The sequence below is a fragment of the Paraeggerthella sp. LCP19S3_G8 genome (genome assembly GCF_052119225.1).
GTDB lineage: Bacteria > Actinomycetota > Coriobacteriia > Coriobacteriales > Eggerthellaceae > Paraeggerthella > Paraeggerthella hominis.
Genome location: NZ_JBQKFQ010000004.1, coordinates 121,241 through 134,094, shown reverse-complemented (window position 1 = coordinate 134,094; position 12,854 = coordinate 121,241). Strand labels below are relative to the sequence as shown.

Genomic DNA, 12,854 nt, shown 5'->3' with positions numbered 1-12,854 from the left:
CCAATCATGCCTGATTGACGTTTGGGCTTCAAACGTCAATCAGGCATGGCGCCTTCATGCAAGAGGAGTATCATAGGCCGGATGCGTTCGGCGAGCTTCATGAAGGAGGGTTGCGGCAAGATGGGAAACGTTTTTCGCGTGTTCAAGCGTGACCTTTTGCGCCTGTTGAAGGTGCCGCCCGCCTTGGTGGTGGTCGTCGCCTTGCTGGTTCTGCCGTCGGTCTACACCTGGTACAACGTGGTGGGCTTTTGGAACCCGTACGACAATACGGGGAATCTGCGCGTGTGCGTGGTGAACGAGGACGTCGGCGGCTCAAGCGATTTGACCGGCGAGCTTCACGTTGGCGACATGATCGTTGAGGAACTGCACGAAAACAAGCAGCTGGACTGGGTTTTCACCGATCACGATACCGCTTTGTCCGAACTTCAATCGGGCAAGAGCTACGCGGCCTTCGTCATACCAAAGGACTTCACCGAGCACTTGCTCTCTTTGACGACCGGCGATTTCACGCAGCCGGAAATCCAATACTACGTCAACGAAAAGCTTGGGCCGGTTTCGCCTAAGATCACCGATACGGGCGCCACGACGCTTGACGAAACCATCAACTCCACGTTCGTCTCGACCGTAAGCGATGTTGCTGCCGAAGCCATAGACCAGGCGGTGTCCGACGCGCGCGGATCGATCGACGCGTCGCGGTCTCGCGCCGTTTCCGAGATATCCGAAACGGCGCAGCTGGTAAGCGACGCCCGCGCATCGCTCGACGCTATTTCGGCGGCCACCGACGAGGCTCAGAATAAGGTTGGGAATTCGCGCGGCACGCTCGATCGTGCGCGCACCGAGATTGCAAGCGCCAGCAGCGCGCTGCAAAACGTGTCGAACCTTGCCGGGCAGATGCAAAGCGGGCTGGCAAGCGTATCGACCACCGCAGCGCCCGCCGTGAGCCAAAGCCTGCTTGCCGTTTCCCAGGCGTCTTCCAAGGCGAACGGCGCGATAGGGGATTTGACGACGGCTGCGGGGGAGGCCCAGGCGGGCATAGGCTCCTCGTTGTCCCAGGGACAGGCGATCGTCCAAGAGAGCAAGGCGCTGGCCGCCTACCTGCGCACGATGGCGGACGGGCTTCCCGCCGGCGACCCCGGCAAGGAGCCTCTTGCGGCCATGGCGGACGAGCTGGATCGCCGCGCGGCCGATGCGCAGCAAACCTTGGACGGCCTTGCGAGCCTCAACGGGGAAGCGGGCAAGCTGTCCCAGTCGGTGTCGCAGGCGGGCGATTCGCTCAATGCTGCGGTGCAGCTTGCCGTCAACGATGCGAACACGTATTCGAACGGGCTGTTCGGAACCACGATTCCCCTGGTCAACCAGAGCTTGTCGCAGGTGAGCGCAACCTCGGCCACGCTGGGCGCGGCCGTTGCCAGCCAGCGGCTGCTGATCGACCAGACGTCGCTTGTCCTGGACCAGCTTTCCTCGACGCTTGCCACGGCGAAAGAAGCGCTCGGCCAAACCGACGCCATTCTGGCAAGCTTGAGCGAAAGCCTTGATACGGTGAGGACCGATGTGCTGTCGTTGGGCGAGTCGGGAGTTTTGACGAAGCTGTTCGGAGAAGACGGGCTGGACGCCACGAAGATCGCTGAATTCATGGGATCTCCCACCAAGCTTGTCACCGAGCAGCTTTATCCGCTTAACGCCTACGGGTCGGCCATGGCTCCGCTGTTCATGAACCTGACGTTTTGGATCGGCGCTTTCATGCTGCTGGTCATCATGAAGCAAGAGGTGGATGGGGAGGGCATACGGAACCTGACCGTCACGCAGCGCTATCTAGGCAGGTTCTTGCTGCTGGCCGTCATGGCGGTTCTGCAGGCGGTCATCTGCTGCGCCGGCGTTTTGGTCATAGGGGTCCAGGCCGTGAACGCCCCGGCGCTGTTCTTTGCGGCAGCGGTGGCGTCGCTTTCCTACCTGAGCATCATCTACGCGCTTTCGGTTACGTTGCAGCACATTGGCAAGGGCATCTGCGTGGTGCTGGTGTTCGCGCAGATTCCGGGCGCGACGGGCTTGTACCCCATCGAGATGACCTCGGGCTTTTTCCAGGCGGTGTACCCCTTCTTCCCGTTCACCTACGGCATCGGCGCCATGCGCGAGGCCATCTGCGGGTTCTACGGTTCCCATTACACCGACGCCGTGGGCATGCTCGTGTTGTTTTTCGTGCTGTTCATGGCTTTGGGGATCATCGTTCGGCCCCTCATGGCGAACGTGAACCGCATGGTTGCGGGGCAGGTGAGCCAAAGCGGCCTGTTCAACGGCGAGGACGTGGAGGTTCCCGAGCGCCCGTACCGGTTCGCGCAGCTGTTCCGCGCGCTTGCGGACAAGGACGAGTACCGCGAAGAGCTGCAGCTTCGCTACGAGCGCTTTGCCCGCTGGTATCCTCGGCTTATCCGCGGATCCGTGGCGCTGGGCCTGGCGGTGCCCGTGGCGTTGACCGTGATATTCGCGCTCACGCCCACCGAGAAGGTGTGGTTGCTGACCGCGTGGCTGATATGGATGGTTACCGTGTTCGTGTTCTTGGTGGTGCTGGAGAGCCTGCGCGACAGCTTCGAACGGCAGCTGAAGCTTGACGGCATGTCCGAAGAAGGCTTGCTGGAACTGGGCGCGTCGCGCAACAGCATGGCGCGAACCTCGGATGCCCTTCGCGGCTTGAAGGGAGGCGGCGGTCATGAGTAACCTGTGGCGCATCCTTCGCAGCGACTTCAAAAGCCTGTTCGCGAACGCGATGAGCATCATCATCGCCGTGGGCTTGGTGGTCATGCCTTCCATCTTCGCCTGGTACAACGTCATTGCGTGCTGGAACGTGTTCGACAACACCGGCAGCCTTACCGTGGCGGTGGCCAATGTCGACGAGGGGTACGAAAGCGATTTGGTTCCCTTGCACGTCAACGTGGGCGAGCAGGTGGTTTCCGCGCTGCGCGCCAACGACCAGATCGATTGGACCTTCACGTCCGAAGAGGACGCCGTGGACGGCGCGAAATCGGGACGCTACTACGCGGCGGTGGTCATTCCGAGCAGCTTCAGCAAGGATATGCTCACCTTTTATTCGCAGGACGTGCAACACGCGAAAATCGTGTACTACGCGAACGAGAAGAAGAGCGCGATTGCCCCGAAAATTACCGACAAGGGTGCCGATTCCGTGTCGTACCAGGTAAACGAAGTGTTCGCCGAAACGCTTTCGGAAGTTGCACTCAGCTTGGCGGAATCGCTCTCGCGCTATGCCGACGACGCCGACGTGAACGGTCGCATCGCCGATCTGTCCAAGCACGTGCGCGGCATGGGGGAGCAGGTGAAGCAGATGGGCTCGGTGCTCGATCTGTACGCTTCGCTCGCGCGTTCTTCGCAAACGCTTATCGGCGATTCGGTCAAGCTTATCGGGTCGGCCCGCTCCGAGTTGGACGGCATGGGCGCAACGGCTTCGCAGGGTGCGGCGGCTACGGGCGACATGGTCGAAGCCCTGAAGCAGTCGGTCGACGACCTGTCGCACGCGCTCGAGAGCACGGGGCAGGGCTTCGGCGCGGTTTCCGATTCGGTGGACGCCCTGTTCGACACGGCTTCTTCGGGAACGCAGGAGTGCGTTGCGCAGATGCGCGCGCAGGCCGATACGGTGGACGGGCAGATCAGCCACTACGTTGCCCTGGTGGGCCAGTTGGAGCAGCTGCGGGGGCAGGTGCCCGAAGAGTATCAACCTGCCGTGGACGCGGTGATCGTGCGGCTGAACGCCGTTATCGAGCTTATGGAGGGCGTGCGCGACAACCTGCGCAGCGCGGCGACCAAGCTGGAAGCGGGCAACGCGAACACGCAGGCCGAGCGCGAGGAGATCAAGAAGCTGGCCGCGCAGGCACAGGAGAGCATGTCGGCGGTCAAAGGCGATTTCGATGCGAACGTGAAACCGGCCATGCAGCAGCTGGCAAGCAACGTGTCAACGCTTGCGGCCAACGTTGGAGCCGGCGTGGACAACTTGCGGGCTTCGAGTTCCGGGCTGGCCGATTCCGCGGGGTCGGCCAACGATCTGCTGGGGTCGGCGGCTTCGAAGATCGACGGCGCGGCGCAGAAGCTGCGCGGATCGGCCGCCGAGCTGGCGTCTTTGGCCGACAGCATCGACCAAGCGCTTGCGAGCGGCGATATGGAAGCCCTGCGCCATGTGCTGGGCTCGGACACCCAGGTGCTTTCGAAGGCGCTTTCGGCACCGGTCGCCATCGATCGCATCGCCGTGTTCCCGGCGGACAACTTCGGATCGGCCATGGCTCCGCTGTACACGACGCTGGCCCTGTTCATCGGCTCGCTGCTTATCCTGGTTGCGGTGAAGCCGGGCGTCTCCGATAAGACGAGGGCGCTTTTGAGCGACCCGCGTCCCCGCGAGCTGTTCTTGGGGCATTTCGGCGTCATGGCGTTTCTGTCGCTGGCGCAGACCACGCTGATGGGGCTGGGCAACATGCTGTTCTTGCAGGTGCAGGTAGCCCATCCGATGCTGTTCATGCTGTGCTTCTGGGTGGCGGGCCTGGTGTTCACGTTCTTGATCTACGCGCTGGTGGCGGCGTTCGCCAACTTGGGCAAGGCGGTCGCGGTGCTGCTTCTGATCATCCAGGTGACGGGATGCGGGGGCTCCTATCCGCTGCAGCTGCTGCCCTCGTTCATCCAGGACCTCAGCCCGTGGCTGCCGGCAACCCATGTGGTCAACGCCATGCGCGCGGCCATGTTCGGGACGTTCGGCAACGATTTCTGGATCGAGTTGGGCAAGCTGGCGCTGTTCCTGCTTCCCGCTGCGTTCATCGGCCTGGTGCTGCGCAAGCCGTTGGCGAAATTCATGACGTGGTACGTCGAGCAGGTGGAGTCCTCGAAGCTGGTGGGGTAGGGCAGGCGACGCCCGCGCGTGCAGATGCGGGCGTCGCCTACGTGCGCGCGAGCGCGCATCAGGAGCAGTAGGCGTCCTTCACTGTTTGAAACAGCGATCGAATGCGCTGGTCAGCCAAGCTGTACACGACGTAATGCCCGGAACGCTGGGCATGTACCACGCCCGCAAGGCGAAGCGCTGAAAGGTGCTGGGAAAGCGCGGGCCGACTGATGTTGGGAACGCTTTCGGCCAGTTGGGCCACGGTTTGGTCGGCTTCGAGCAGCGCGCAGAGAATCAAGAGCCGATTCTCGTTGGCAAGCAGGCGAAACAGTTCCGCTACCTGGTGCGCTTTTTCTTCCATGGCGGTCTCCTATGCGGGAGTCGAAGGGTTCGTAGACGTCGCGGGTCGCTCTTCCGTCGGCGGTTCCATGCCGTGCGCGCGGCCTTTGGAGATGAGCTGGGTCATGGTGCCCATGGGACAGAACGCGCACCACGAGCGCGGCCGGTACAGAGCCATGACTGCAAGCCCGATCAGGTTCGACGTCAGCATGATGCTGTAGAACCCGAAGGCGAATTGCGCAACCCACGGCTCCACTTCCACCGGATAGGCCCAATCCCATGGCAGCGAGAAGGTCCACAGAAGCTGTACGGCCGTTCCCAGCTCGCTGCTTCCGGCGAACACCATCCAGGTGACGAACAGCATGTTCGCGAACATGGCCATGAAGAACACCAGGAAGCCCAGCCTGAACGCGCGCGACCGCAGGATGCGCGGGGTCGGCTTGTTGCGCGAGAGGCCGAACCGCTTGCCCAGGAGCGTCAGGAACTGTCCGCGGTCGCAGTAGCGGTTGCAGTAGGCTTTTCCGCCGCCTGCCAGGGAAACGATGAGCGGCACGAAGAAGAACACGAGGCCGATCCACGCGAACAGGATATTGAAGAAGCCCAGTGCCAGGTAGATGGGCGTGATCACGTACAGGCGGTCGTACCAGCGCGGTGCGCATGCCTTGCCGCACGCCTTCTTGCCGCTCATGCCGACACCGCCTCGCGTCGGTGCACGGCTACGGCGGATGCCGGGCATTCTGCTTCGCATGCTCCGCAGCCCACGCAAAGGGTCGCGTTCACGTACGCCCTTGTTCCGCGCCAGACTGAAACGGCTTCCCGAGGGCAGGCGTGAGCGCATGCGCCGCAGGCGACGCAGGCTTTCTCGGCTACGACCGCTATCTTCTTTGCCACCGTCTTCCTTTCTCTAAATTAGAATATAAGAATATTCTTAAATAATAAACGAAGAGGGACCGCCGCGCAACCGTGCAATGGCGCGCCCGGCCTCATCAGCGAAAAAGGCGCATGAAACAGGATGTCAACGACGTTTCGCTATAGAGGGGGCAATGAATAGGGTGCTAAAGCATCCGGGGGTTTCGGCCGCAACGGCGCTGCCATGGGAATAGCATAGCTTGGGAAGCTTCTAGTCTGCGCGTCGTGACGGAGGGTTTTCGGGCTGGCAGGATGCGGGCTTTGCGCTTCAACTTGAGTCATCAGGACGAAGGGAGTTGAAATGCTACGAGACAGCGTGCTTCGCCTTGTCGTTGCCGTCGGGCTGGTTGCGGGCGTTGCGATGCCGGGTAGCTTCGCGTTCGCGGCGCCCGACGGCAGCTTGGCGGGGGCGGAGGTTCGGGATGCTGCGCCCGAGGCGGCTTCGAGCGATGCCGGCTTATCGGAGGACCGCGACGAGGAAGGCTCTTCCGTCGACGGCGCGCCGGCGTCAGCGCCTGAAGCGCCGGCGGGCGCCGAGTTGCCGCCGCCGATCGCCGAGCCGCTTTCCATATCGATCGACGAGGAAAATCCCGTGGCGCCCGAATCGGGGACGGCGGGGGAGCGTCCGGTAGATGCGCGCGATGCGGCGCCTGCGGAACAGCCCGATTTCAACGGCATCGTGGAGTTCGACATGGAAGTTGCCGGAGAGGGCGTGCAGTCCAAGGTGTTTACGAGCGGCGACGAGCCGCTGGGCAACTTCGGTTTGTACGATATGGGAAGCTGGGTTTTCAAGAAGTACTTCATCGGCTGGTCGGACGTGCCGGATTACGTGGCTAACGCGCAGGGACGTCTTTTCTACGAAGGGGAGCCGGTGTCCGCGGCGTTTCCCGAGGGCCTGTCCGAGCCGCGCCGTCTGTACGCCATTTTCGCGGGCGGGTTCGATGCGCTGAACAGCGCGGGCTATATCGACATGAACCGCGGTATGAGCGCTTCCGACACCGTGGAGGGCGAGATTATCGAGCAATCCGGGTTCGGCGTCGACCAGGCGGACAAAGCGGCAACCGTGATGCTGGATCCGTCGGCGCCGGGATACGGGGTTGCGGTGCGCCCGGAATTCGGCTTCAACAAGGTGCTCGCGCACATGGTGTTCAGGAATCCCGGCGGCATCATGACCAACAGCGGAACCTGGTCGGACGGCCCGAAGCAGGGCGCGTCGTACACGCACGTCGATCTGCACGTGGTGCTTGACGAGCGCATCGGCATGCCCGACGTTTTGGAGAACGTGTCGTTTACCAGCTACCAGTTCAAGCCTTCGTATGTGCTCGACGAAAACTACAACGTGCTTGCCCGGATAGACGATTCGCTGGTGCAGGGAAGCCCCACCTCGGTGTTCTCGTTCGATCGCCAGGGCAAGTCCACGTTCATCGTCCGGGTCACGGTTCGCCGCGACGGAAATCCGGCGAACCTTCTGAACGCTTCGGCTTCGCAGGTGCTCGAGCCGATGGTGCTTACGGCGCCGGGACGTCCCTTCTTCGTTTCGAAGGAGACGGCGTACGCGGTCGAGTCTGCGGGCGAGCCGATTACACTGGGCGGCTACATCGACGGCGTGGTGAAGGTGAGCGCGATCAAGCAGAACATTCCCCGAATCGACAGCCCCTCGATGCGAATAGCCTTCGTGGCGCGAACCTACCAGGTTTCGTATCGCTTCGAAAGCATGACGGAAGGCAAGGAGCTGCCTGCGGACGTGCTGGCGCTTCTGCCTGTGCCGCTCGAGGGCCTGGAGACGGGCGTCCGCGTGTTCCCCGAAGAGCTGCTTCAGACCGAGATCCAGGTCGAAGGCGGGAAATGGGCGTTCCGCTCCTGGGATAAGGAGTCGCATCTGGTTGACGACGCCGACGGCGAGTTCGTGGGGTATTGGGAATTCGCAGCCGATCCCGTGCCGGTCGACCCGCCGGACCCGACCGACCCGCCGGATCCGGTCAACCCGGTCGATCCAGTCGACCCGGTCGATCCAGTTGCGCCGGTTGAGCCCGGGACCTCGGGGCAGCAGCCCAAGCCGATGCCCGAACCCGTAAAGGCCCAGGCAAAGGCGCTTCCCGTTACGGGCGACTCGAGCTTGGCGGCCGTCGCTGCGTTCGCGGGCGCGGCCTTCCTGGCGGGCGTGGTGATTCTTGCCGCTGCCATTGCCGTGGGAAAGAGGCGGTCGGGAAAGTAACAGCCTGCTAAGTAGTTTCAAGAGCGGGCGATCGGGGCGGGTGCGCAGGTGCGTGCCCGCCCCGATGCCGCGTGCGCCGCGAAGGGGCGTCGCTGCCGTTGCTTCGCGCTGCGAGCGCTTGCGAGGACGCTACGCCTTTCCCTTCGCCATCGAAAGCGATATCTTGCCGCGATCTTTGTCGATGCCGGTCACCCAGACGGTTACCGTGTCGCCAACGGACACGACCTCGCTCGGGTGCTTGACGAAGCGGTCGGACAGCTTGGAAATGTGGACGAGTCCGTCTTGCTTCACGCCGATGTCGACGAATGCGCCGAAGTCCACCACGTTGCGCACGGTGCCGGTCAGCTCCATGCCGACGGACAGGTCGTCGAAGTCCCGCACGGTGCGGTCGAACACCACCGGTGGCGCGTCGTCGCGGGGGTCGCGGCCCGGTTTCTCCAGCTCGGCCACTATGTCTTTAAGCGTGGGAAGGCCGACGCCCAGCTCTTCGGAAAGACCCGCCACGTTGCCCAGACGGCTTGCGATATCGGGTACTCCGCCTTGGGCGAGCGCTTCCGGCTTCATCTGTGCGCGCTTCAAAAGCTCGCGCGCCACGGGGTAGCTTTCGGGATGGACGCTCGTGGCGTCGAGCGGGTTCGCGCCGTTCGCGATGCGCAGGAATCCCGCGCAGTTCTGGAAGGCTTTCGCGCCCAGCTTCGGTACCTTCTTCAGTTCGCGGCGATCGGCGAAGGCGCCGTGCTCTTCCCGGTAGGCCACGATGTTCTTCGCCACGGTGGCGTTCACGCCCGACACGTAGCCCAAAAGACTCGCGCTTGCCGTATTGAGGTCGACGCCTACCCGGTTTACGACGCGCTCCACCACGTCGCCCAGCGCGCGTCCGAGCGCCGCCTGGTCCAGGTCGTGCTGGTATTGGCCCACGCCGATGGCCTGGGGCGGAATCTTCACCAGCTCGGCTAGGGGGTCTTGCAGGCGACGCCCCAGGCTCATGGCGCCGCGCGTGGTCACGTCGAGGTCGGGGTACTCCTCGCTGGCCAACTGCGACGCAGAGTATACCGAGGCCCCGGCTTCGTTCACGATGGTGTACTGCACGGGCTGGTCCAGTCGCGCTAGAAGGTCGGCCACGGCGTCCTCGGTCTCGCGGCTGCCGGTGCCGTTGCCGATGGCCACCACGTTCACGCGGTGCTTCTTGACCAGGCTTTCGAGTGCGGCCTGCGCCTCCTTCACCTGCGAGCGCGGCGGCGTGGGGTAGACCGTCGTGTAGTCGAGCAGCTTGCCGTACTCGTCGAGCACCGCCACTTTGCAGCCGGTGCGGTAGCCGGGGTCGAGCGCAAGGACGCGCGCGCCGCGAACGGGGCGCTGCTGCAGAAGGTTCTCGGTGTTCTTGGCGAACACGCGGATGGCGTCGGTCTGCGCGCGCTCGGTAAGAAGGCTGCGCATCTCGCGATCGAGGGCGGGCGCCATCAGGCGTTTGTAGCCGTCGGCAACGGCTTCGCGCAGCACGTCGGCGAAGGGGCTTTGCGGGCGCGTGATCACGCGACGTTCCAGCTGCTCCACCGCGGCGTCTGCCTGAACGCGCACCTTCACGCGCAGCTTGCCCTCTTTTTCGCCGCGGTTCACGGCGAGCACGCGGTGGTTGGGGATGCGCGAGAGCGGCTCCGAGAAATCGTAGTACGACTCGTAGACGGTTTTTTCCTGTGCGTCGGTTGCTTCGACGGCCAACGCGCCGGTGCGTTGGGTGAAGCTGCGCAGCACGGCGGTGTGCTCGGCGTCGTCGGCTATCGTCTCGGCAACGATATCGCGAGCGCCCTGCAGCGCGGCTTCGGCCGTGGGGAAGCCGGCTTCGGCGTTCACGAGCCCGGCGGCAAGGGCGAGCGGGCTCTTGTCCGAGCGTCCCTGCGCCAAGATGAGCAGGGCGAGCGGTTCCAGCCCGGCATCGCGCGCTTTCGACGCGCGGGTGGCGCGCTTTTTCCTGTACGGCTTGTACAGGTCCTCCACGCGCTGCATGATCGCGGCGTCTTCGATCTTCGCACGCAGTTCGGGCGTGAGCTTGCCCTGCTCGTCGATGGCGCGCAGCACTTCGTCCTTGCGAGCCTCGAGGGCGCGCAGGTAGGAAAGGCGCTCGTCGAAGGCGCGCAGCTGGGCGTCGTCCATGCCGCCGGTGGCTTCCTTGCGGTAGCGGGCGATGAACGGAATGGTGTTGCCCTCGTCGACGAGGGCGATGACGGCTGCAACCTGCGCCGCGGAAAGCCCCAGCTCGCGTGCGAGCGTGGTATGGATGTTCGACATGGAATGCGCTCCTGTGTTCCGGCTTGAAATCGGGCTTGCCATTATACGCGAACGTTGCCGTCCGGGATGTCCGCGTTTCCGGATGCAGGGATCGGCGCGCGCTGTCAAAACGATCGAGTTTTGCGGCGGTTTTTCGCCTTTGAGCACGTCGCTTCTTGAAGGCGTTTTGCATCATCCCAGTTCACGAAGTTGTCATGGGTCTTTATCCTGGTTTGAGGATCAGCAAAACTCGCTCGTTTTGACAGCGCGCGGCACCGCGGCGGAAGCATCAGCCGGGCGACGCGCAGCCGGAAGCGTTCGTCGCAGTGCGCCGCGCAACCGGAGGCGTCGCTGCCGCAAAGACGTCAGCCGAGCGCCGCGCAACCGCCGCCCGGCTGACGTCGACCTATTCCCAGTTCAACACGATGCGACCGTCTTTGGCGGGGGATACGGCGCCCGCCTCGGCCAGGTACTCGGTCATGAGGTCAGCGCAGGTTCCCCGGTCGGAATGCTCTTGCACGATAGAGGAAACGTAGGAATCGTCTATCGTGGTTGCCCAGGCTGCAATCGTGTAGCGGGCGTCGTCTTCGATCGGGGCGCCGTCGGCCATAGTCAGGCTCAGCACGTTGCCGTCCTTGTCGCGCCAGGGGGCGTACTCCATGCGCAGGCCCGAGCACGCGTACAGGGCGTTGATCTCGTCGCCGTCGGTTAGCGGGTGCTCCATGAGCTTCTTCAGGTTGGTGCCCGTGATCTCGTAGGTGGTCAGGGCATCGCTTTTGGATACGCTGCGCAGGTTGAAGCGATCCGCCAGATCAATGGGTCCCTGGTAGAGTTTCCCCGAGTTGCCCTTGAAGTAGGTGCCGTGCAAGAGCAGGGCTGCGTCGGCCCCCGTTGCCTCGCGCATGGCGTCGGCCATGAGCATGCTGGTTTCGAGCGAGGTGAAGTTTTCCGCGGCGTTTCCGACAACGGCGCTCTTTACGGGGTCGGTCGGCCTGTTCGGTTCGAAGGCGTCGGTGGCGGCGATGATCTCGTCCATGGTCATCGACCCGCGCATCCACTCGAAAGCAGTCTCGAAGTCCGACGTCTGCCCGAATTGATCCGCGAAGTACACCTGCCCCTTGTCGATGCAGTTCTTAACGTCCCAGAACTCGCTGCGGATGTTCTCTTGGTACGACTTGACGCCGCTGATGCCGGTGAAGCACTGGAACAGCGCGTCCTGACCCTCGTTGGTGCTCAGGTAGTCAACGATGTCCAGCAGGATTTGCCGCTTGCTCGGGTCGTCCATGGAACGCTGCGAGATGGCTAAATTGGTGCCGGACACCATTTGGACCCAACGCTCGTTCGGCGTGTCGGTGGGATAGCCGATGAAGTCGATCTCGCAATCCGGGTTTTCTTCTTCGTACAGCCCGTACATGCCCAGCTCGGCGGGGATCATGGCTATCTCGCCTGCGTACAGGGCTTGACGGTTTTTCGTAAGGCTGGACGTGAAGTCGCTTTCTACCACGATGCCGCGATCGTACAGCTCCTTCAGCACGCCGTAGTACGGCTCCAGCAGCCCTTCGCACGAGGCTTCCCCTTTGACCACGGCTTCGTACTGCGCGCGCTTTTGCCCGGTGCCGAGCACTTCGCGATTCGAAAGCCCCAGTCCCACCTCCTGCACCGAGTATTTCAGGCAGGGGACGAAGGGGCGAATGCCCTCGGCGGATATGGCGTCGCACAGCTCGAACAGCTCTTCGCGCGTTGCGGGGATCTGCCAGCCGTGCTTCTCGAAGAGCGTCTTGTTGTAGAAGATGCCCTTGACGGTGTTGTTGATGGGCAGTTGCCGCAGCGCCCCCTCGGCGCCCAGCGTTTCAAGGGACGACAGGTTGTAGCGGCTGGTGAAGCTTTCGGAGGAAAGGTCGTACGCGTACTCGCTGTTGCCCATGCGCATGGCGCTGAACACAAGGTCGGGCAAGTCCTCGTGCCTGCCCTGTTCCTCCACGTAAGACCTGATCGTATTCGTTCCGGCGGCGTTGACCGTGACAATCTGAACGTCCGGGAATTTCTCTTCCAAAGCCGCCTTGAGCGGGCCGTCGTTGAAGACGGTGTAGCGGCCGATGGTGACGACCGTCTTGCCCGGCTCCACCGGCTGGTAGGAGACGATCTCGTTCTGGGCGCCGACGCTCTGCTCGGGCGCGGACGGCTGGCTGCAAGCTGCAAGTCCTAGAAGCAGGGCTGCGGTCGTCAGGGTTGCGACTGCCTTTCGAATGCGCATGC

General features: G+C 63.2%; 8 protein-coding genes. 3 read left to right on the top strand and 5 right to left on the bottom strand.

Translation table 11 applies throughout. From position 1 onward, the window contains the following. Positions 1-120: 120 nt before the first annotated feature. Both ACTQZK_RS05935 and ACTQZK_RS05930 read left to right on the top strand, forming a co-directional pair. Entirely contained in the window at positions 121-2,712 is a 2,592-nt protein-coding gene (locus ACTQZK_RS05935; protein ID WP_441898843.1) for a YhgE/Pip family protein, read from the top strand. Beyond that, positions 2,705-4,891: a YhgE/Pip domain-containing protein gene (locus ACTQZK_RS05930; protein WP_216529557.1), complete on the top strand. Its 2,187-nt coding sequence runs from the start codon at positions 2,705-2,707 to the stop codon at positions 4,889-4,891. The genes ACTQZK_RS05935 and ACTQZK_RS05930 overlap by 8 nt, the downstream gene beginning before the upstream one ends. Before the next feature lie 58 nt (positions 4,892-4,949). On the opposite strand, the gene ACTQZK_RS05925 is transcribed toward ACTQZK_RS05930, so the two are convergent. Genes ACTQZK_RS05925 through ACTQZK_RS05915 form a run of 3 tightly spaced genes read right to left on the bottom strand, consistent with a single transcriptional unit; the run spans position 4,950 to position 6,100 of the window. After that, the gene (locus tag ACTQZK_RS05925) at positions 4,950-5,231 is read right to left on the bottom strand and encodes an ArsR/SmtB family transcription factor (RefSeq protein ID WP_147269846.1); all 282 of its coding nucleotides are present in this window, start codon (positions 5,229-5,231) and stop codon (positions 4,950-4,952) included. Between the two features lie 9 nt (positions 5,232-5,240). Then, positions 5,241-5,897, bottom strand: a complete 657-nt coding sequence (locus tag ACTQZK_RS05920; RefSeq protein WP_216529558.1) for a 4Fe-4S binding protein — start codon at positions 5,895-5,897, stop codon at positions 5,241-5,243. After that, positions 5,894-6,100, bottom strand: a complete 207-nt coding sequence (locus tag ACTQZK_RS05915) for an ATP-binding protein (protein WP_114565979.1) — start codon at positions 6,098-6,100, stop codon at positions 5,894-5,896. Before ACTQZK_RS05915 ends, ACTQZK_RS05920 begins: the two co-directional genes overlap by 4 nt. A 319-nt stretch (positions 6,101-6,419) precedes the next feature. On the opposite strand from ACTQZK_RS05915, the gene ACTQZK_RS05910 reads away from it, so the two are divergent. Further along, complete coding sequence (locus tag ACTQZK_RS05910; RefSeq protein ID WP_216528430.1) at positions 6,420-8,333, top strand: SHIRT domain-containing protein; 1,914 nt, start codon at positions 6,420-6,422, stop codon at positions 8,331-8,333. A 129-nt stretch (positions 8,334-8,462) separates the two neighbouring features. Here ACTQZK_RS05910 and ACTQZK_RS05905 read toward each other — a convergent pair whose 3' ends face one another. Together ACTQZK_RS05905 and ACTQZK_RS05900 are read right to left on the bottom strand one after the other, a co-directional pair. Continuing rightward, entirely contained in the window at positions 8,463-10,619 is a 2,157-nt protein-coding gene (locus ACTQZK_RS05905; RefSeq protein WP_216528431.1) for a Tex family protein, read from the bottom strand. A gap of 385 nt (positions 10,620-11,004) precedes the next feature. Continuing rightward, a complete protein-coding gene (locus ACTQZK_RS05900; RefSeq protein ID WP_441898839.1) occupies positions 11,005-12,852 on the bottom strand; it encodes an extracellular solute-binding protein in 1,848 nt (615 codons plus the stop codon). Between the last annotated feature and the right edge of the window lie 2 nt (positions 12,853-12,854).

What these genes read in the sequence shown, in the direction of transcription:
- ACTQZK_RS05935 (WP_441898843.1), top strand. Translation starts at nt 121, where the DNA reads ATGGGAAACGTTTTTCGCGTGTTCAAGCGTGACCTTTTGCGCCTGTTG.
- ACTQZK_RS05930 (WP_216529557.1), top strand. Translation starts at nt 2,705, where the DNA reads ATGAGTAACCTGTGGCGCATCCTTCGCAGCGACTTCAAAAGCCTGTTC.
- ACTQZK_RS05925 (WP_147269846.1), bottom strand. Translation starts at nt 5,231, where the DNA reads ATGGAAGAAAAAGCGCACCAGGTAGCGGAACTGTTTCGCCTGCTTGCC.
- ACTQZK_RS05920 (WP_216529558.1), bottom strand. Translation starts at nt 5,897, where the DNA reads ATGAGCGGCAAGAAGGCGTGCGGCAAGGCATGCGCACCGCGCTGGTAC.
- ACTQZK_RS05910 (WP_216528430.1), top strand. Translation starts at nt 6,420, where the DNA reads ATGCTACGAGACAGCGTGCTTCGCCTTGTCGTTGCCGTCGGGCTGGTT.
- ACTQZK_RS05905 (WP_216528431.1), bottom strand. Translation starts at nt 10,619, where the DNA reads ATGTCGAACATCCATACCACGCTCGCACGCGAGCTGGGGCTTTCCGCG.
- ACTQZK_RS05900 (WP_441898839.1), bottom strand. Translation starts at nt 12,852, where the DNA reads ATGCGCATTCGAAAGGCAGTCGCAACCCTGACGACCGCAGCCCTGCTT.